This is a genomic window from Actinopolyspora xinjiangensis (assembly GCF_900104475.1).
In the GTDB taxonomy this organism is placed as follows: Bacteria; Actinomycetota; Actinomycetes; order Mycobacteriales; family Pseudonocardiaceae; genus Actinopolyspora; species Actinopolyspora xinjiangensis.
Genome location: NZ_FNJR01000015.1, coordinates 94,841 through 113,538 on the forward strand (window position 1 = coordinate 94,841; position 18,698 = coordinate 113,538).

The 18,698-nt window shown below is 68.5% G+C and carries 20 protein-coding genes and 1 pseudogene; 12 read left to right on the plus strand and 9 right to left on the minus strand.

The window, feature by feature from the left end:
- The first annotated feature begins 17 nt into the window (after positions 1-17).
- Both BLQ75_RS23950 and BLQ75_RS23955 read left to right on the plus strand, forming a co-directional pair.
- Complete coding sequence (locus BLQ75_RS23950) at positions 18-512, plus strand: hypothetical protein (RefSeq protein WP_211481494.1); 495 nt, start codon at positions 18-20, stop codon at positions 510-512.
- Between the two features lie 21 nt (positions 513-533).
- Positions 534-806, plus strand: coding sequence for a GNAT family N-acetyltransferase (locus BLQ75_RS23955; RefSeq protein ID WP_211481495.1), 273 nt, complete (start codon positions 534-536; stop codon positions 804-806).
- Between the two features lie 253 nt (positions 807-1,059).
- On the opposite strand, the gene BLQ75_RS23960 is transcribed toward BLQ75_RS23955, so the two are convergent.
- From BLQ75_RS23960 to BLQ75_RS20215, 5 genes are all read right to left on the minus strand, one after another.
- Positions 1,060-1,254 (minus strand): hypothetical protein, encoded by a 195-nt coding sequence (locus BLQ75_RS23960; protein ID WP_211481496.1) that lies wholly within the window; start codon positions 1,252-1,254, stop codon positions 1,060-1,062.
- A gap of 56 nt (positions 1,255-1,310) precedes the next feature.
- Positions 1,311-3,791, minus strand: coding sequence for an ATP-dependent helicase HrpB (hrpB, locus tag BLQ75_RS20200; RefSeq protein WP_092604244.1), 2,481 nt, complete (start codon positions 3,789-3,791; stop codon positions 1,311-1,313).
- Positions 3,792-3,909: 118 nt separating this feature from the next.
- The gene (locus tag BLQ75_RS20205; protein ID WP_092604245.1) at positions 3,910-4,962 is read right to left on the minus strand and encodes a quercetin 2,3-dioxygenase; all 1,053 of its coding nucleotides are present in this window, start codon (positions 4,960-4,962) and stop codon (positions 3,910-3,912) included.
- Positions 4,959-5,957, minus strand: coding sequence for an alpha/beta hydrolase (locus BLQ75_RS20210; RefSeq protein WP_170837590.1), 999 nt, complete (start codon positions 5,955-5,957; stop codon positions 4,959-4,961). Before BLQ75_RS20210 ends, BLQ75_RS20205 begins: the two co-directional genes overlap by 4 nt.
- 76 nt (positions 5,958-6,033) lie before the next feature.
- Positions 6,034-6,918: a LysR family transcriptional regulator gene (locus tag BLQ75_RS20215; RefSeq protein ID WP_092604247.1), complete on the minus strand. Its 885-nt coding sequence runs from the start codon at positions 6,916-6,918 to the stop codon at positions 6,034-6,036.
- Between the two features lie 126 nt (positions 6,919-7,044).
- Between BLQ75_RS20215 and BLQ75_RS20220 the strand changes: the two genes are divergently transcribed.
- Positions 7,045-7,560 carry a 2'-5' RNA ligase family protein gene (locus tag BLQ75_RS20220; RefSeq protein ID WP_170837592.1) on the plus strand — a complete coding sequence of 172 codons (516 nt, stop codon included), beginning with the start codon at positions 7,045-7,047 and terminating at the stop codon, positions 7,558-7,560.
- Positions 7,561-7,635: 75 nt separating this feature from the next.
- On the opposite strand, the gene BLQ75_RS23155 is transcribed toward BLQ75_RS20220, so the two are convergent.
- Together BLQ75_RS23155 and BLQ75_RS20225 are read right to left on the minus strand one after the other, a co-directional pair.
- Positions 7,636-7,776 (minus strand): SDR family oxidoreductase, encoded by a 141-nt coding sequence (locus BLQ75_RS23155; RefSeq protein ID WP_139183047.1) that lies wholly within the window; start codon positions 7,774-7,776, stop codon positions 7,636-7,638.
- A gap of 120 nt (positions 7,777-7,896) precedes the next feature.
- Positions 7,897-8,481 carry a helix-turn-helix domain-containing protein gene (locus BLQ75_RS20225; RefSeq protein ID WP_092604249.1) on the minus strand — a complete coding sequence of 195 codons (585 nt, stop codon included), beginning with the start codon at positions 8,479-8,481 and terminating at the stop codon, positions 7,897-7,899.
- Positions 8,482-8,597: 116 nt separating this feature from the next.
- Between BLQ75_RS20225 and BLQ75_RS20230 the strand changes: the two genes are divergently transcribed.
- From BLQ75_RS20230 to BLQ75_RS20245, 4 genes are all read left to right on the plus strand, one after another.
- Positions 8,598-9,434, plus strand: coding sequence for an EamA family transporter (locus tag BLQ75_RS20230; protein WP_092604250.1), 837 nt, complete (start codon positions 8,598-8,600; stop codon positions 9,432-9,434).
- An 18-nt stretch (positions 9,435-9,452) separates the two neighbouring features.
- Positions 9,453-10,400 (plus strand): FMN-binding negative transcriptional regulator, encoded by a 948-nt coding sequence (locus tag BLQ75_RS24780; protein WP_211481497.1) that lies wholly within the window; start codon positions 9,453-9,455, stop codon positions 10,398-10,400.
- Between the two features lie 132 nt (positions 10,401-10,532).
- Positions 10,533-11,360: an alpha/beta fold hydrolase gene (locus tag BLQ75_RS20240; protein WP_211481498.1), complete on the plus strand. Its 828-nt coding sequence runs from the start codon at positions 10,533-10,535 to the stop codon at positions 11,358-11,360.
- Positions 11,361-11,364: 4 nt separating this feature from the next.
- Complete coding sequence (locus BLQ75_RS20245) at positions 11,365-12,141, plus strand: MerR family transcriptional regulator (protein ID WP_092604251.1); 777 nt, start codon at positions 11,365-11,367, stop codon at positions 12,139-12,141.
- Between the two features lie 75 nt (positions 12,142-12,216).
- Here the strand turns inward: BLQ75_RS20245 and BLQ75_RS20250 are convergent, their stop codons facing one another.
- Together BLQ75_RS20250 and BLQ75_RS23970 are read right to left on the minus strand one after the other, a co-directional pair.
- Entirely contained in the window at positions 12,217-12,984 is a 768-nt protein-coding gene (locus tag BLQ75_RS20250; RefSeq protein ID WP_092604252.1) for a dienelactone hydrolase family protein, read from the minus strand.
- Positions 12,985-13,164: 180 nt separating this feature from the next.
- Positions 13,165-13,502, minus strand: a pseudogene (locus BLQ75_RS23970) (serine hydrolase); the annotation flags it as partial.
- 242 nt (positions 13,503-13,744) lie between these two features.
- Here BLQ75_RS23970 and bla point away from each other — a divergent pair.
- The 5 genes from bla to BLQ75_RS20280 all read left to right on the plus strand — a co-directional run.
- Positions 13,745-14,656 carry a class A beta-lactamase gene (gene bla / locus BLQ75_RS20260; RefSeq protein WP_092604253.1) on the plus strand — a complete coding sequence of 304 codons (912 nt, stop codon included), beginning with the start codon at positions 13,745-13,747 and terminating at the stop codon, positions 14,654-14,656.
- Positions 14,657-14,908: 252 nt separating this feature from the next.
- Positions 14,909-15,271: a Cd(II)/Pb(II)-sensing metalloregulatory transcriptional regulator CmtR gene (cmtR, locus tag BLQ75_RS20265; RefSeq protein WP_092604254.1), complete on the plus strand. Its 363-nt coding sequence runs from the start codon at positions 14,909-14,911 to the stop codon at positions 15,269-15,271.
- On the plus strand, positions 15,271-16,056 hold the full coding sequence (locus tag BLQ75_RS20270) for a cation diffusion facilitator family transporter (RefSeq protein WP_425286474.1): 786 nt from the start codon (positions 15,271-15,273) through the stop codon (positions 16,054-16,056). Before cmtR ends, BLQ75_RS20270 begins: the two co-directional genes overlap by 1 nt.
- A 750-nt stretch (positions 16,057-16,806) precedes the next feature.
- Positions 16,807-17,553, plus strand: coding sequence for an SDR family oxidoreductase (locus BLQ75_RS20275; RefSeq protein WP_092604277.1), 747 nt, complete (start codon positions 16,807-16,809; stop codon positions 17,551-17,553).
- Between the two features lie 331 nt (positions 17,554-17,884).
- On the plus strand, positions 17,885-18,698 hold an 814-nt coding region (locus tag BLQ75_RS20280), incomplete at its 3' end, for a low temperature requirement protein A (protein ID WP_092604256.1).

The window sequence follows — 18,698 nt, forward strand, 5'->3', positions numbered from 1 at the left end:
CGGTGTGTGGCGGGAAGGTGGTCGAGTCGATGTGGTGCCCGGTCACGGGACCGGAGACGGCGCGCCGGTTGCAGGAGAGGGTAGCCAGGGCGCTGCCCGCCGAGCACGTCGAACGTCTCGGTGGCTGGTGGCTGCGCCACGCCCCGGGCGCGTCCTGGTGGACGTCCACGGTGCTGCCGCACGGCGTGCTCGGCGATGATCGGCTGATGCGGGCGGTCTCGGCCGCTGAGGGGTTCTACGCGGGGTTCGGTCGGGCCGCGACTTTCCAGATCACACCGGGTGCGTGTCCGGTCGAGCTCGATGCGTTGTTGGCCGAACGCGGCTACTACCGGCACACCCCGATGTCGTTGTGGGCGGCGGCGGTGGACGACGTTCGCGCTCAGGTGCGAACGAGCGGTGCGAGGACCCAGTTGGTGGAGTCACCCACCGCCGGGTGGTTCGACGTGTGGCACGCGGTGCACGGTGCTGGTGGTGATCGTCGGCCGGAGTGGCAGATGCTTGCCCGGGGGTAGCAGCCGAGCGCCTATGCCGGGGTGCTCGACGGTGGTGAACTCGTGGCGGTGGGACGTGCGGTCGTCGACTCCGGGTGGGCCGGTGTGTTCGGGATGGCCACCCTGCCGCGGGTGCGCGGGCGGGGTGCTGCCGGGGACGTGCTGCGGTCGTTGGCCGACTGGGCGTCGGGGCTGGGAGCCGGTGGGATGTATCTGCAGGTGGACGTGGACAACACCTCGGCGCTGCGGTTGTACGAGCGGGTGGGGTTCACCGAGGTGTGCCGGTACCACTACCGCAGTGAAACACTGTCGTGACGATGTCGCGGGAAAGCGTCCGCCAAGCAGCGGATGCGCCGGGCAGGACGCGAGAGTCACGGTGAGGCTGAACTGTTCCGTGTTGGCTTCGCTCGACGGCTACATCGCTGACGAACACGGCCGTTTTGACTGGTCTGTACGGGTGCGGGCTCTACGCGGTGATGACCGGGTGGGAATCCGATCCCGCTCTGGCCGGGCGCTGTCCCGCCGTGGACGAGTTCGTGCGACTGTGACGAGCGGCTGGCAAGGTCGTCTACTCCACCATGTTGGAGACGGTGCCCATCACCTGAAGGCTTCGGCCGAACACGACCTCACCGTGGGCGGCCCGGCGTTGGCCGCCCACGCGTTCGAGGTGGGGCTGGTCGACAGGTGTGGACTGTTCCTCGCGCCGGTTGTGGTGGGTCGTTCTTCGCCCGGGATGCGTGCCGAACTCGAGTCGCTCGACCACCATTGTTTCGGTAATGGCATGGTCTGTGTGCGCTATCGTCTCCGGTACCGGTCTTGTCAGCCTCCGCGTGGTCGGTCGGGTGCGGCGTTCCACGGGTCCTCCGGCCAAGGGTGCTTGAGGTACTGGCCCCGCAGCTCGGCGCGGACCTGGTGGTAACCGTTGTTCCAGAACGAGGTCAGGTCGCCGGTGACGGCGGCAGGGCGTCCGGCGGGGTCGAGCAGCCGCATCAGTACCGTGACGCGGCCGTCGGCGATGGTGGGCACGCTGGTCCAGCCGAAGACTTCCTGGAGCCGCACCGGCAGGACGGGCTGTTCGTCGTCGTAGTCGAGGCGGATCCGAGCACCGGACGGTACCTGCATCCGTGGCGGGGCCAGTTCGTCGAGCCGCCCGGCTTCGGGCCACGGCAGCAGGCGGCGCAGCGCCTGACCGGCGTCGAGCTGTTCCAGATCGGTTCTGGTGCGTGCGGCCGAGAGTTCGGGTTCGAGCCAGGTGTCGACCGCGGCCAGCAGGTCGTGCTCGTCGGTGCTGGGCCAGGGCCGGCCGAATGTTCTGCGCAGGAACGCCAGCCGTTGTCGGAGCTGGTGTGCTTCGGTGTCCCAGTGCAGTAGCTGTAGCCCTTCGGTGCGCAGCCCGTCGAGCAGTGCTGCCCGTACCGCCTCGTTCGGGGGGTGGCGCAGCGGGGTGTCGGACAGCACGATCGATCCCAGGCGGCGGAGGATGCGGGCGCGCACGTCACCGTCGTGCCAGTCGATCTCGTCGGCGTGTTCCACCAGCCCGGGGGCGGCCTGTTCGGCGAGGCGTTGGTCGGCGCGGGCGGCCAGCCGCACGAAGCCGTGCACGCGGCTGGGGTCGCGTTCGGCCACGGCTACGGCCAGCCACTCCGAGCCGGCCATTCCTTCGGAGGTGGGCATTCCGGAGGGGTCTTCCCGCACTTCGGAGCGGGGCAGTTCCACGGCGGTGCCACCGGCCATGAGGTACACCCGGGAACGGGGGGCGCGGCGTCGGGCGAGCCGTTCCGGGTGGGCCAGGGCCACTACCAGGGCTTCGTCGTCGGCGTCGGGAGGCTCCGGTGTGGCGGGCACCATCTTTTCCAGGCGTCGTACTTCGCGGCGCCAGCGGCGGGAGCCGGGCCCGTTGTCGCGGAGCTCGCGCAGGCAGGTGGCGAGTTCGGTCCGCGTGGCCAGGGTGTCGTCGTCGAGCAGCGCGACGACTTCGGCCGCGGTGCGTCTCCCGACCCGGGCGCTGCCGTCCAGCAGGGCACGGGCCAAGCGGGGGTGCAGTCCGAGTTCGGCCATGCGTCGGCCGCGTTCGGTGATCCGCCCGTCGCTGTCGAGGGCGCCCAGTGCCGACAGCACTTGGTGGCCGGCCGTCAGCGGGCCTTGGGGTGGTTCGTCCCACCAGCGCAGTGTTTGTCCGTCCGGGGTTCCCCAGCAGGCCAGCTCCAGCGCGAGTCGGGTGAGGTCGGTGGTGCGGATCTCGGGTTCGGGATAGCGGGCGAGGGTGCTGTGTTCGTGTTCGGGCCAGCACCGGTAGGCCTTGCCGGGGGCTTCGCGGCCGGCGCGTCCGGCGCGTTGCTCGGTGACCGCGCTGGGGGTTCGCACGGTGACCAGGCCGGATAGTCCCCGTCGGTGGTCGACGCGGGACACGCGGGACAGGCCGGAGTCGACCACCGCGCGTACGCCGGGCACGGTGAGGCTGGATTCGGCCACGGCGGTGGCCAGCACCACGCGTCGTCGTGCTCGTGGTGTCAGGGCGTCGTCCTGGTCGGCGGTGGGCATTCTGCCGTGCAGCGGCAGCACGTCCACGTTGGTCTCGTCGGAGAGCAGCTCGCGGGTGCGGGTGATCTCTCTGGCGCCGGGCAGGAAGGCGAGCACGTCGCCGGGCTGGTCGTGCAGCGCGGTGCGCACGGCGCGTGCCACGGTGTTTTCGATGGTCTCGTTGCGCAGCGGGGCGAGGTGGCTGGTTTCGACGGGGTGGGTTTGTCCGGCGGCGTGCAGCACGGGCGCCGGGGCTTGGTCGCCGAGCAGGTTCGCCAGCCGGTCGCTGTCGACGGTGGCGGAGGTGGCCAGCACACGCAGGTCGGGACGAAGCCCGTCGCGGGCGTCCAGCAGCAGCGCCAGCAGCAGGTCGGCGTCGAGGTGGCGTTCGTGGCACTCGTCGAGGATGACCACGTCCACTCCGGACAGTTCGGGGTCGGACTGCAGTCGTCGTACCAGCAGTCCGGAGGTGACGACTTCGACGTGGGTGCGCGGGGAGCGGCGTCGTTCGCCGCGCACCGCGTAGCCGACGTGCTCGCCGACCGGTTGTCCCAGCAGTTCGGCCATGCGGGTGGCTGCGGCGCGGGTGGCCAGGCGGCGTGGTTCGGCCACCACCACCCGCAGCCCGCGTTCGGCCAGCGCCAGTGGCACCAGCGTGGTTTTGCCGGTTCCGGGTGGGGCCACCAGCACGGCGGCCCCACCGCGGTCCAGTTCGGTGCCGATGTCGCCGAGAACGGTCCGGACCGGCAGTTCGGGAAGCTCGGGCAGTGTCAGCGTCATCGGTGAGACGGTACCGCCGCGTCGGGTGGGGGTCGCCTCCGCTGCGACGGAGGGTTCGACGCGTCGTGATGGTGCCGGTTCGCGGCCCCGGCGGGGCCTGGGTGGGTCTTTCGGGCGGTCACAACTCGGTGGCTTTGACTCGTTGTGGGGGGCCGCCGACCACGACGAGGTCGAGGTCGGGGTTGGTGCGCAGCCCTTCGGTGACCGTGGAGGGGTCGATCAGTCCTTCGGTGTGGACGTGGTCGTCGGTGGCCACGCTGGTGACGTCGAAGAACGGTTCGAACACGTCGGAGGTGAGCAGCCCCAGCATCTGGGTGTTGTGTGCGGCGATGGCGAAGCTGTGCACGGTGCCCGCCGGGGCGTGCAGGAAGTCCCCGCCGGTGAGCAGGATCTCGTGGCCGTTGACCCACAGCCAGATCCGGCCGGACAGGCACAGGAAGTTCTCGGTGTGCAGTCGGTGGAAGTGGCGGATGATGTAGGGCTGCGGGGCGGCCAGGGTGTTCACCGCCAGGTAGCGGCCTGCGGTGTTGCGGCCGCGGGCGGTGTAGGCGTTGATCGCGTCCGGCCAGCCGCGCCGGTCCCCGGAGCGGGAACGCAGGAAGTAGCCTTCGCCTCCGGCGGGAAGGGTGTCGTCGTCGGCGTCCTGGGCTGTGGCTCGCGGCAGCTCGTGTGGCAGGGCGCCGGTCAGCGGCGGGAGATGGCCGTGGGCCGTCCCGCCGGCGGAGTACACGTGCCGGTGCACCGGTTGCGCGCAGGTCACTAGTTCGTCCAGCGCGCCGCTGGGGGCGGAGAACAGCAGCATCCGGCTGAGGTGGCTGAGCATCCGGTAGGCCACCGGGGTGCCGTCCGGTATCTGGATGGAGTCGCCGGGCACCAGTACACGGCTCTGGCCGTCCAGCCAGAACTGCACGCTGCCGTCGAAGACGTAGTAGGAGCACTGGTGCTCAGGCAGACTGTGAAACGGGGTGTCGGCGCCGCGTGGTCCCGACACGAACGCGGCGTCGAACAATCCGCCGGTGTCGGCGCCGCGGGCGATGACCGTCCACAGTCGGTTGTCGATTTCGAACCGTAGCCCTTCGCCGCTGGCCAGGTAGTAGGGCACCGGCTCGCCGGGCAGGGCGTTGATGACGGGGGCGAGGTCGTGGACGCTTTCGGGGTCGGCTGTGCTCACCGTGGTTGTCCTGTTTCTGTGCGGGAGTTCGTGTTCTCGGTGGTGGTCGCGAGGTGTTCGCGGAAGAACGCCTCGATGTCGGTGAAGCCGAAACGGGTTCGTTCGGCTGTGGTTTCGGGGCGTGCCGAGGTGCGGTACAGGGCCGTGGCGGGCTGCTCGGTCCACAGTCGGCCGTGGTCCATCGTCGGGCTGGCGGGCACGTCGGCGCGGCCCGGCGGGTTGAGGAACCCGTGTCGGTAGCCCGTGAGGAGGTAGAGTTCGCTGGGTACGTTCGCGGTGGTCAGTGCCTCGTGCAGTTGTTGGCTCTGCTGCTGCGGTACGAGCACGTCGTCGGTGCCGTGCGAGATCTGGAACGGCGGAGCGGCGGGGCTCACCCAGCTCAACGGGCTGGCCTGTCTGGCTGCCTCGGGGTGGCTCGCCGGGTGGGTGCCCAGCAGCCGTTGTTCGGGTGAGGCGGCGTCCGTGTGGCCGTGGCTGTGTTCCGCCTCGGCGACCACCCCGGCCAGGTCCACCGGCGGATAGGAGACCGCCACCGCCTGCACGGAGACGTCGCCGCCGGTGGTGGGTTCGCCGAGGACGTCGGGACGGTGCCCGGTCAGACCGGCCAGCGCGGCCAGGTGCCCGCCCGCCGAGCCGCCCCAGAGCCCGAAGTGTGCGGCGTCGAGGTCGTAGTGCTCGGCGTGCTCGCGCAGGAAGCGGATGGCGGCGCGCACGTCGTGCAGCTGGGCGGGGAACACGGCCTGCCCGGAGAGTCGGTATTCGACGGCGGCCATGGCGCAGCCGGTGGTGCGGGCGTGGTGGGCCAGGTCGGGGGCCAGGCTCCGGTCGCCGGTGAACCACCCGCCGCCGTGCAGCCACAGCACCACCGGCACCGCACGACCCGCCGCGGCCGGGTGGTACAGGTCCAGCAGCAGTTCCCCGGTGTCCCGGTGGGCGAAGTCGATGTTTCTGGTGATCCGAACCGGCTCGTCGGATGTTGAGGATGCTTCAGGCACGTTTTCCAGTGTGTGCCCGGTAGCGCCGCGAACACCAACGTGATTGTCCGAACGGCCGTTCGGACGTTCCGCATGATCAGCTGGGGTGGCTGCCGGCGATCTCTTCGGCCAGCTGGGTGAACTGCCGCAGCGCTGTCGGGTGGTGTCCCCGGCGCAGGTACAGGTAGGTGCTGGCCGGTGGCGCGTCCACCACCGGCACGAACCGCACCCCCGGTCGGGGGTAGGTTCGTGCCGCGGAGACTCCGGCGATGTTGACGCCCTGCCGCGCTCCGCACAGCTCCAGGACTTCCTCGAAGGTGCGCGCCACCGGACGCAGGCGACAGTCCCGGTTCTCGCCGACGACCGAGGAGAACCAGCGTGCCGCGACGGCCTCGTCCTCGGCCGAGACGAAGGTCTCTCCCGCCAGTTCGGCCAGCCGCACCGAATCACGCTCGGCGAGTCGGTGCTGCTCGGAGACCACCAGCACACTTCCCTCGTCCCACAGCGGGACGGCGTCGAACTCCGGAGAGGGGGTCTGGCCGATCTCGACGACGAAGGCGCAGTCCACGTCCCCGTCGGCCAGTGCCTCGTAGCATCCCAGAAATCCCAGCTGCCGGATGCGCAGCCGTACTCGGGGCATCCGTTGTCCGGCGGTGGTCATGATCGTCTGGAAGGTGGGGCTGGAGACCATCAGCCCGATCCGCAGGCACGGTTCGGCGGCCTCACCACTGCCCCATTCGAGCACTTCGTCCATGGCGGCCACCGCCCGGCGCGCCAGTGGGAGCAGCTCGACGGCGTGGTCGGTCAGCTCCACCGTGCGGGACGAGCGGCGGAACAGGGTGCGGGAAAGGCGGCGTTCCAGGGTGGTGATCTGCTCGCTCAGCGCCGAGGGGCTCAGTCGGAGCAGCTCGGCGGCTCGGCCGAAGTGCAGTTCTCTCGCCACGGAGAGAAAGCACCTCAGTTGGTGGACGGTGAGATCCATGTCCCTTCCCGCGTTTGACGACGAAGAATTGCCCGCTCACATTCTCGCGCCCGCGGCGCGGGCGAGCGCCGCGCGGCCGTATGACCGGGTGGGTGCTGGAGCGTGTTGGTCGGGTACAACGGGACCATGCCGCGAGACGGCCGTACCGGCCTGGTGATCCCGGTTCCCGCTGCCGACGAGGCGCTGGCCTGGGTGAGCGGGTGGTATCCGGAGGCGGTGCGCGACGGAGTGCCGGCGCACCTGTCGCTGCTCTACCCGTTTCTGGCCGCCGGTGACCTCGATGCCGGAGTGCTCACCGCGTTGCGCGAGGTGTTCGACCATCAGCCGCCGATGCGGGTGGTGTTGTCCCGGTGCCGCCGGCGGGGTGGGTTCGTGTATCTGGTGCCCGAACCGGTCGCGCCGCTGCGGGACCTGATCGGGGCGCTTCGGAGTGACTGGCCTGCTCCGGTCGCCCATCGGGGGCTCGGCGAGGAGGTGGAGCCGCACGTGACGGTGGCCATGGGAGTGGCCGAGCGGACGGCGGCCGTGATCCAACGGGAGGCCTCGGAGTCGTTGCCGCTGACCGTCGAACTGTCCGAAGCCTGGCTGGTGGTGCTGCGGGGGCGGTGGCGGCTGCACGGCAGGTTCGCTTTCGGTGGTTAGGGAGCCGATCGCCGTCGCCACGGTTTCGCCGCCGGTGGAGGGTCGGCTGGTGTGCCCGTTCGGGCGGAGTCGGTTTCAGGTGGGTGTCACACCGCCGTCGAGATGCAGGTCCTGCGCGTTGATCCCGGTGTTGGTCAACAGGAACTCCATCGCGTGCACGACTTCGGCGGTGGTGACCAGTGGTTCGTCGTCGACGTGCTGTCGTTGAGCACGCACACCCAGCCCTGGGCGGCATAAATCGAGGGGGGCACTTGGTCGTTTCGAGTGTGGGTCGACCTCGGGTGAGTCGTCGGTTTCGCTCGTGGTGATCCCGACGACTCCGGGCATGCGTGTGGCTCAGGTTGTGCCAGCGGGGGCGGGTGGCAGGTGAACGGTCATGATCAGGTGGCAGGTCTCGGTGCCCGCGCCCCGGTAGGTGTGCGGGGCGTCACCACCGAAAGTGGCGGTCTGGCCGGCTTCGACGGTGTAGTCGGTACCGTCGACGACGAGGGTCATCCGCCCGCAGGTGACGTTGACCGTCTCCACGACTCCGCTCTGGTGGGGATGACTGGGGTACTCCTCCCCTGGTTCCAGCTGCCAGTGCCAGATCTCGGTGGGAGCTGCTCCCGGGGTCGTCACCACGAGGCGAGCCCGGCCGCCCTCTTCCCCGGTCCACAGCGGTGCCACCTGGTCGGCGGTCACCACGCGCACGTGGTTTTCGGTTGAGCCCCGCATCAGGGCCGACACCGAGATGCCGAGGGTGTCGGCCAGCCGGACCAGGGTGGCCAGGTTCGGGTTGCCCTCGGCTTTTTCCAGTCCTACCAAGGCGCCCTTGCTGACCTCGGCGCGACGCCCGAGTTCTTCCAGTGACAGGCCCGCCCGCAGGCGTGCCGCCCGAACGTTGAAGGCGACTGAGCGCAGCGCCGCTGTTGTCTCGACCATGTGTTCGTCACACTTCCCGATGGGTCATTTCAATAAACGAATAGGTCGTTTTATTGACCTTACTGGTTGTTTCATTGTACCTTCTGGTCGTTTTGCTGACTCGCGAGAGGTGTGCCGTGTTCGCTCTGCTGCTGGCTCTGGGTAGTTCACTGGCTTACGGGTGCGCCGACTTCTTCGGTGGACTCGGTGCCCGCAAGGCTCACGCGTTGCGGACCGTCGTGGTCGCGGCCCCGGCCAGTCTCGCGGTCGAACTGGTGCTGTGGCCGTTGCTGGGCGCGTCGTTCAGCCCAGCTACGCTGGGCTGGGGCGCGGCGTCGGGACTCGCCTCGGCCGCCGCGTTCGTCCTGCTCTACCGCACGCTGGCGATCGGTCCGATGAACGTGCTCTCGCCGGTGACCGCGTTGGTCTCGGCCGCGCTGCCCGCCGGTGTGGGACTGCTGCAGAGCGAGCACCTGGCCGTTGCCGGCATCCTGGGGCTTCCGCTGGCCCTGGTGGCGGTGGTGCTGGTCAGCACCGGCCCAGGCACGGGCGCGACACGGCCCTCACGGGGCGCGCTGCTGCTGGCCTTCGGGGCCGGAGCCGCCATCGCAGGGCAGCTGATCTTCCTGCACCAGGCGCCGAGCGACAGCGGTGTGGCTCCGCTGATCATCGGTCGGGCGGTCTCCTCGGCGATCACCCTGGCCGCAGCGGGACTGCTGCACCGCGCGCTCGGCCCCGAACGGCCCGCCTACGCGATGTCGGCCGCTGCGGGCGCGTTGGACTCGGTGGCCAACCTGCTGTTCCTGCTCGCCGCCCGCGGCGGCGACCTCGCCGTCGTCGCCGTGATCGTCGCGCTCTACCCTGCCGGAACGGTCCTGCTCGCCTGCGGCGTGACCGCCGAACGCGTCCATCGCGGCCAACTTCTCGGACTGGGCACCGCCGCCGTGGCCGTGAGCCTGCTCGCCGCGACCTGACCCGGACAGGAGGACGACATGTTGATTCGTCCCTGGGACGCCGGCCTGGACGAGGTCGAATGGCAGGCCTGGTTCACCGAGGGGAATGACTTCGGGCACCTGGCCGTCAACGGTGTGCGCGGCCAGCCACCCCTCGTCCTCCCGACCCACTTCACCTGCCATGGAGACCACCTGCTCGTCCACCTGGCTCGATCCAATCCGGTCTGGACGACCATCGAAGACGCCCCGAACGTCATTTTCACCGTCCTCGGCGACTACGCCCACGTTCCGGGATCTTGGCGGGCCAGGTGCAGATACGCCGCCCTTCGACATGGTAGCCAAGTTCGAATACGACGAGCGGAAATCCCGTCGAGAACCGCGCCGCCGCCGACGACGCGCTCGTCGAACGCGGCCAGGATCTCGACGCGCCGACCGCACGCCAGCAGCGCCGCTGCCTGGACCGCATCGGTCCCTGGAAAACCTGATGCCGGATCCGATGACCGGCGGTTCAGGCGGTCCCTCCCGGACGAGGTGCCGCTCTCCTCGCGATCCCCGCGCGAGCGGATCTCGAGCCTGTTACAGGCGAACAACATATGCCCCTCAAGTCAGGATGATTTCGTCACGGTGATGACAGGTGAGGTGCTGCGGGGATCGGTGAACGCCACGTTCTCGACACTGAGGCCCCGGAAAAGTGTTCACGGAATGCTTGCCATACTCCCGGCCGTTACCCCTGTCCGCCGGACGATTCCGGTGACGAGTCCGAAACCGCTCGGTGGAGACAGCGCCGGTACCGACAGTGAACGCGCGGGTCGGTTCCGCTCACGGTGGCGCTGCTCCCCGGCCGCCGATCCGCTGTCCGGCGGGGCGCAAGCACCACGGTGGCACGTCCACAGCGGCGATGTCCTTACCGTTCGTGCTCGCCCGAATGGGACGCGGTCGCGGCGATTCACGGTTTCGCCGGGGAATCCCCGTCGGAGCCGAGCCTGACGGCCTGGTTCCGCGACCGCGTGGCGACACCCGATGCTCGGGCTGCGGAAGTGATCGAATTCTCCTCCGCTCCCCTCCGGAGCCGAGGTACGTGTTGAGGTTGCCCTCGGGTCAGGGCTCACACTTGATCACATGAGCCTCTCGAACTCGATCTTTTCGTCCGATTCGGTCTGGACCGGTATGGTGCCGGTCGAAGACACCGCGCTTGCCACGACCGATACGCGTGGGCCCGGCTGTCCCGTGGTCTATCTCAACGGTTCCTATGCCGATCAGTCGCACTGGCGGCGCGTCATCGGTGAACTCGGCAGCGACTGGCGACACATCACCTATGACGAGCGTGCTCGCGGCGGATCGAAGCGGTCCGCGGACTATTCGTTCGAGGCGTGCGTCCGTGACGTCGACGCCGTCCTCGAAGCGAGGAGCGTGGACCGGCCGATACTCGTCGGCTGGTCCTACGGGGCCGCGCTCGCGGTGCACTGGGCCAACCGCAACCCGGGCCGCGTCCTTGGAGTGGTCCTGGTCGACGGTGCGATGCCGTACGACTGGATCGACGACGCGGCCCGGGAACGGATCAGGACGTTGTTCCGCCGGTTGAGGTGGATGTTTCCGATCGCCCGTCGATTGGGCCTGGCTGCACGATTCTCCGCCGAGCAGCACGCCGAGATCAACATCGAGATCAACGAGGGCCTCGGCGCCCTCGGCCCCGTGCTGGACGGCCTGGCCTGTCCGGGCCGGTGGGTGATCGCCTCGGGAGGCAACCTGGGGGGCGGAGCCGAGGAGATGGAACGGGCTCGCGCTAGTCTCGCTCCCGCACTCGCCCGCAACTCGAACCTCGAGGTAAGCGCGAAGGTCGCGAGCAACCACTCGAAGATCCTGCGCAAGGATTTCCGGGCCGTCGCCGACGCGGTTCGCGAGATCGCCTCCACCCACGAAGCCCCATGTTCCCGCGAGGTGACCTGACAGGATGGCCTATGGCGTCACGATCGGCCAGGCGGCGACGTTCGCGGGCGTCACAGTGAAGACTGTGCGGCACTATCACAAGCTTGGCCTGATCGAAGAACCACCGCGTGACCGCTCCGGCTACAGGAGGTACAGCTCGGACGAGCTGCTGCGACTGGTTCAGATCCGTACGCTGGCGGCCGCGGGCGTGCCGTTGGCCGAGATCGGGGCCGTGCTCGAGGCGGATGCCGAGCAGTTCGACGCGGCGATCGCCGATGTGCGGCGACGCCTCACCGAGCGGATCGCGGAGCTGACCGCGCGACGCGAGACGTTGCGGCAGCTCGCCGAAGGCGACCGTGCCCTGCTGCCCGACCGCGCTCTCGATCTGCTGCACCGGATGTCCGAGCTCGGTTTCGAATCCGACTATGTAACCACCCAGCGGGAAGCCCTGGTGCTGTCCTTGGCTCTGGTGCCTGAGGGATTCGACGGTTTCCTGACCCTGCTCGAACGCCGGCTCGACGACCCCGGGTACGTCAACCTGGCCAAACGCTGCTGGGAGACCGAGACCTGGCAGCCCGACGACCCCTGTATCGAGGAACTCGCGACCGCCGTAGCCGAGCACTTTCTCGCCAATCCCACGCTGCTGGGGGATCCCACTGATCTGCGAACCTGGTCCGAAGCTGTCCCACAGTACAGAATGATCAACTACCACCGGCAGGACCGGATGCCGGTCTCAGCTCGGTTGACCGCGCTCATCGAGGCCAAACTCCGCACCGCTGGCGTACCCGTTCCACACCAATGAGGGAAGCACAACCCGCCGACGGACACGGCCCGGCATCAGGAACGTGCAGCCGCTGTCCACCCCCGGACGCCGGTGTTACGAGTCCGGTTTCAACGTACGGTCGAACAGGTCCAGCAGCGCCGACCAGTGCCGCTCGGTGGCCTGCTCGTCGTAGGCGGCGGTGTCGGCCTGAGTGTAGCCGTGCCCGGCACCCGGATACACTTCGCTACGGAAAGACAGCCCCGCCTCGGTCAGCGCCCGGTCGAGTCGTTCGATCTGCTCGGGTGGTAGCGCGTGGTCCTGGTCGGCGTGACCGAAGTAGAGTTCCGCGGTGATGGAGCCGGCCAGCCGATGCGGACTGTCGGGCTCCTCGGTGGCCAGACCGCCACCGTGGAACCCGGCCATGGCCGCCACCTGGTCCGGATACGTCCCAGCTGTGCGCAATGCCAGTACCGCTCCCATGCAGTAGCCGGTGACACCGACCGCTGCCCCGTCGGCCTCCGGCCGCTGCCGTACCCAGTCCAGGTAGGCGCCGGCGTCCCGCATCGCCAGCTCGGGGGTGAGCGCCTGCATCATGGGGCCGATCTCGTCGAAGATCTCGGGACGCCTGCCCGGATCGATGAACTCGGGCAGCTCGACCACCGGTGCCCGGCCGTGGCGATAGAAGACGTTGGGCACCAGCACGGTGTAGCCGGACGCGGCGAGCCGGTCGGCCATCACGATCAGATGTGGCCGTATCCCGAAGGCGTCCATGTAGAACAGCACGACGGGATGGGCGGCACCGTCGTCCGGGCACGTGAGGTAAGCATCAGCCACGCCGTCCGGCGTGGGAATGTCCACCGTTGTTCCCTGCACGGCAGTCATCAGCCCTGTCCTTTCGTCCGAAGCAGTACTCGCGACGGCGCGGTGAGCTCGGTCCGAACCACCGCTCCGCACTGGTTTTCACACCGTCACGGCCGTTTTAGCCTATCCAGGCCCCGAGCATCGCGTCGTGCCGGTGTGAGCACACCACTGCCTCAGAGGAACCGGCCGGAGCAGGCCGCGTCGCAGCTGATCACGCAGTGTGCGCGCCACCCAGGCCATGACCGCATCGGCTTCGGGCTGGTTGGCCGTGGCCAGGTGCGCTTCGGTCAGCGCGGCGACCGCGAAGGTCCGACCGTCGGCGTGTTCGACCACGCCGACCTCGTGCCGCAGGTTCAGCAGCGTCCCGGTCTTCGACGACCATGCCGAGGAGTCGGAGACGAACTCCGGTTCCAGGCGTTGCCGGAGCAGGTTGCTGGCCATGAGTTCGCGCACCCGCGTGCCGATGTTTCGGGGGTGCGGGAAAGTGCTCACAGTGCCCGCAACAGATCGACGAAGGCCCTGGCCGATCCCGCGTTGGCGCCAGTGGACGCTCCAGAGTCGAGCCCCGGTGGCTGGCCACTGACTGGGGAATGCGCGCGAGAGCGGCTCCCCGAGTGAAGCTGCCCGCCTCGCCAACGGCCACGAAGGCTTCGCGACCGCCAACCAGGTCCACATCCACGGCTTATACGCGTTCGGCATCGGATCATCCGTTCGTGGCTTGGACGGGATGAGTCGAGGTCGATGAGAGTGGCTGTAGTAGTCAACGACGAAAGGAACCGCCTTGTTCGTACGGCGTACTTGCGGGGGTCTGCTGGCCTCGCTGGCTTTGCTCACACTTGTCGGCTGCACCGGTGTCGGAGCCGAACAGTCAGCTCCCCCGCGGAGCTCGACGCCCACGCCTTCCACCGCGTCGGTGTCTCATGAGGACTTTCGGCGGCTCGAACACGAATTCGACGCTCGCCTCGGTGTCTACGCCGTGGACACGGCGACGGGGCGGGAACTGTCCTATCGTGCCGACGAACGATTCGCCTATGCCTCCACGCACAAGGCGCTGGCGGCGGGGGCGGTGCTGCGGCGAACTTCGCTCGAGGGACTGGACGAGCCGATCACCTACGATCGAGCCGATCTGGTGACCTACTCGCCGATCACGAAAGAGCACGTCGACAGCGGTATGAGTCTGCGTTCCGTGCTCGACGCCGCCGTGCGCTACAGCGACAACACCGCCGCGAACCTCATGTTCGACGAGCTCGGCGGTCCTGAAGGGCTCAGCGCGGCGCTGCGCGAGATCGGTGACACCACCACCCACGTAGACCGGATCGAGCCCGACCTCAACGCGACCGAGCCCGGTGACATCCGCGACACCAGCACCCCTCGGGCGCTGGCCACCAGCCTGCGCGCTTTCACCGTCGGAAACGCGCTACCGAAGGACGAACGTGCCCTGCTCAACAGGATGCTGCGCAACTCCACCACCGGTGACGAGCTCATCCGTGCCGGAGCCCCGGATAGCTGGCGTGTCGGGGACAAAAGCGGCGCCGCCGACTACGGCACCCGCAACGACATCGCCGTGCTGTGGCCCCCGGAAGGGGCGCCCGTCGTGCTCGCGGTGCTGTCCGACCACCCGAGTCGGGACGCCGAGTACGACAACGCGCTCCTCGCCCGAGCGGCGGAGACAGCGCTACGCGAGTTCCGATGATTTCGGCACCGTCCCCGAAGGGGGATCGGCGGTCGCCGGTCTGGCCGTGCTGTCGCGTGGAGTTGCTGACCGGGCGGCGTTCCACCGGCACTCGGCAGAGGCCCGGAGGTGATGTCGTCGCGGGATCGAGCAGGGCGATTCGGGAGAGGAAACCCCACGGGCAGGGGGATGTTCGCACCGCCCTGGCAGCGTCAGGCGGTCGTGGCGGTTCGGCCTCGACTTCAGTTCATTGTTAACTGTACTGTTGAGTATATGGTGACTTGTGAGACGCGCGAGGCGGTGTTGGCCCGGTTGGGACGGGCACTGGCCGATCCGACGCGGTGCCGAATCCTGGTGCGCCTGTTGGACGGGGCGCAGTACCCGGGGCGGTTGGCCGAACAGCTGGGACTGTCGCGGTCGAACGTGTCGAACCATCTGTCGTGCCTGCGCGGTTGTGGTCTGGTGATCGCCACCTACCAGGGAAGACAGGTGCAGTACACGCTCGCCGATGAGCACTTGGCCGGTGCGCTGCGGGAGTTGGTGCAGGTGGTGCTGGCCGTCGAACCTACCGAGGCCTGCGCCGAGGAGGACACACCGACCGAGGGGGCAGCGCCCCGGGAAGTGGGGGTCTCATGATGGAAGCTTCCCGGCAACACGCCCCGCAGGGCGGGATCACCGGCGAGGCCGAGTGTTCCGACGGATGCTGCGCACCCCCGGCGGCGGCAGCGGTCGAGGCCACCAGCGCGGCCCCGAGCTCGCGCAGGCAGGCGGTGCTGTCCCGGCGGATCCGGCTGCTGGTGGCGGCCACCATCAGCTACAACGTGATCGAGGCTATCGTGGCCATCACGGCGGGAGCGCTGGCCTCCTCGACCGCGTTGATCGGGTTCGGGCTGGACTCGGTCGTCGAAGTGGCCTCGGCGGCGGCGGTGGCCTGGCAGTTCTCCGCGCGTGAGGTCACGACGCGGCAGGCCCGTGAGCGCAGCGCGCTGCGCGTCATCGCGGTGTCGTTCTTCCTACTGGCCGGCTACGTCGCCGTCGAGGCGGTCCGCTCGTTGGTCGGCGGTGCCGGTGCGGAGTCCTCCACCGTCGGGATCGTGCTGGCGGCCCTGTCGTTGGTGGTCATGCCCGGGCTCTCGTTGGCGCAACGCCACACGGGGCGGCGGCTGGGTTCGGCCAGCGCCGTGGCCGATTCCAAGCAGACCCTGCTGTGCACCTACTTGTCCGCGGTGCTGCTGCTCGGTCTGGTACTCAACGCCGCCCTCGGTTGGGCCTGGGCCGATCCGGTCGTGGCCCTGGTCATCGCCGCGCTCGCTGTCAAGGAAGGCGTGGAGTCCTGGCGGGGTGACGGTTGCTGCGCTCCTACCGGACTGGCGTTGACCGGCCCTCGAAGCGGTGAGGGAAGCTGCTGCGATTCGGAGTGAGAGGTGCGGTGACGCCGCGGAACGTCGATCTCGACGAGATCGTGGTTCGCTCCACCTCCGGTGCCCGGTGCCCGGTGCCCGGTGCCCGGTGCCCGGTGCCCGGTGCCCGGTGCCCGGTGCCCGGTGCCCGGAGACAGTGCGGCTCGGACCGCGTTTGACGTGGGACGTGGGCCAAATCGTGATCGAAGGTTCAGCCCGCGTCCCGCGACGGTGCGGTATGGCGTGGTCATGCTCCATGATCTGGTAGGACTCAGCGGCCTGTTCCGGCGGTAAGGTGAGGCCGAAGATCTTGTCGGGATCGCTCTCGCGGTGGAAGACCGATCCGATCAGTTCCCGCGAGAAGTGGCCCATCGGTGCTGGGCCACTGTGCAGATGCACCGCGCGGATTCCACTCCTCTCCCTGGCGACTACACGTCGTGAGCGACGCGAATGTAGCCGAGGTGTCCGCCGGTGCTGGTGGTACGGATTGCCCGCTGTATCGAGCTCTGGGGCCGACCACCTCGCCCTCGATTTCCGGTGCCCTGTTCACCAGCTCCTCGTTATCGATATCTCTCCGGTGCCGTCTCGCGGCCGGGATGAAAACCCGTGTTCAGGGAGTCGCTGTATCGGCTTCCCTGGGGTTATCAGGTTTGTTTGTGCGGTTACAGGAGGTTTGTGTTTCCCGGCGTCGAGGACAGGTGCCTAGCGTTGGGTGCTGCGGGCGGTGGGATCGCCTGCCAGCATCGAAACGACATCGAGGGAGGGGAGATCATGACCGGGAAGTTGCAGGACAAGGTCGCTGTGATCGGTGGTGGCGAGAAGAATCTGGGCGGGTTGCTGGCCACGACCTTCGCCGCGGACGGAGCGAAGGTCGTGGTGCACTACCACAACGACAGCTCCAGCGCCGAGAACACGGTCAAGGCGGTGCAGCAGGCCGGGTCACAGGCGGTCAGCGTGCAGGGCGATCTGACCCAGGTCAGCCAGGTGCGGCGGTTGTTCGACCAGGCGGTTGATTCCTTCGGCGGGATCGATGTCGCGGTCAACACGACCGGGATGGTGTTGCGCAAGCCGATCCTGGAGACCACTGAGGAAGAGTACGACCAGATGTTTGGCATCAACGCCAAGGCCGCCTACTTCTTCATCCAGGAGGCCGGACGCCGACTCAACGACTACGGCAAGATCATCAGTCTGGGCACGTCGTTGTTGGCGGCCTTCACCGACGGTTATTCCACCTACGCGGGGGGCAAGGCGCCGCTGGAACACTTCACCCGGGCGGCGGCCAAGGAATTCGCCGACCGGCACATCTCGGTCAACACCGTGGCGCCGGGGCCGATGGACACCCCGTTCTTCTACCCCCAGGAGACGCCGGAACGGGTAGAGTTTCACAAGTCGATGGCCATGGGCAACCAGCTCACCCGGATCGAGGACATCGCCCCGATCATCGAGTTTCTGGCCACCGACGGCTGGTGGTTCACCGGCCAGACGATGTTCCCCAACGGGGGCTACACGAGCCGCTGACTCCCATAGCCGCGGCGGTCCGTGTCGGGTGGATTCCGACCGGCCCGCTGCGGGCGGGCTTGTTCCGTTCCGCACGTGGCGGCAACCTGCTCTCCTCTGTTCTGTGCCGGGGCTGCTGGGCATGAGGCGAGAAGGAGATCACCAGGTCACAGAAACCATCGACAGTCAAGTGTGGTGAGCGCTCGGGGTGTGGCTCGCAGCACTCCGAGCCACTGTGGTGTATGCGGCCGATACTGACACGGCTGCGGGTCGGCTCCGTCTGTCAAGGAAGGTTGTTGTGGGTCAGGATTTTGCGTCGGGGGGAGTGCCCTCCCCGGAACGGCCTCGTTTGATGCGGTCGGAGGGTGCTGGGCGGTCGGAGGTCGCGCCGATCGAGTTGTTTTTCGACCTGGTCTACGTCTTCGCGATCATTCAGGTCTCGCACACGCTGCTGGCTCACCTCAGCTGGTTGGGTGTGCTGGAGGTGGCCCTGCTGTTCGGGGCGGTGTGGTGGGCCTGGAACTACTCGGCCTGGGCGATGAACTGGCTGGATCCCGGCAGCGGGCTCGTGCGGGTCCTCAACGGCTTGCTGATGCTCGCAGCGCTGGGCATGTCACTCGGGCTGCCGCACGCCTTCGCCGAGGACGGCCTGTTGTTCGCGACCTGCTATGTGGCCGCCCAGGTCGGACGAGCGGCATTCATGGCCGTGGCGCTGCGTGGGCACGTGCTGGCGAAGAACTACACGAACCTGCTCGCCTGGAGCACCTCAGCGGGTGTGCTATGGATCGTGGGAGCGTTTCTCGACCCCACGGCACGACTGGTCGTCTGGCTGGTCGCGTTGGTCGTGGACGTGGCGGCCCCTCGATTCGAGTTCCGCTTCCCCGGCCTGGGCTCGGCACCAATGCACACCTGGCCCACCGACCCCGAACACCTCGCCGAACGCAACCGGGCAGTGTTCATCATCGCGCTCGGCGAATCCATCCTGATCATGGGTTTCACGCTCTCCGAGCTCGACCCGATCACCTCCCGCGCCGTCGTGGCCACACTGCTCGGGTTCGTCGGTCTGTTCGTGCTGTGGTGGGCCTACTTCGCGCTGGCGGGCCCCGACACCCAGGCCAGCAGGGGTGACGCGAGCACCAGGGCGTTGCGCTCGGCGTTCGCCTACG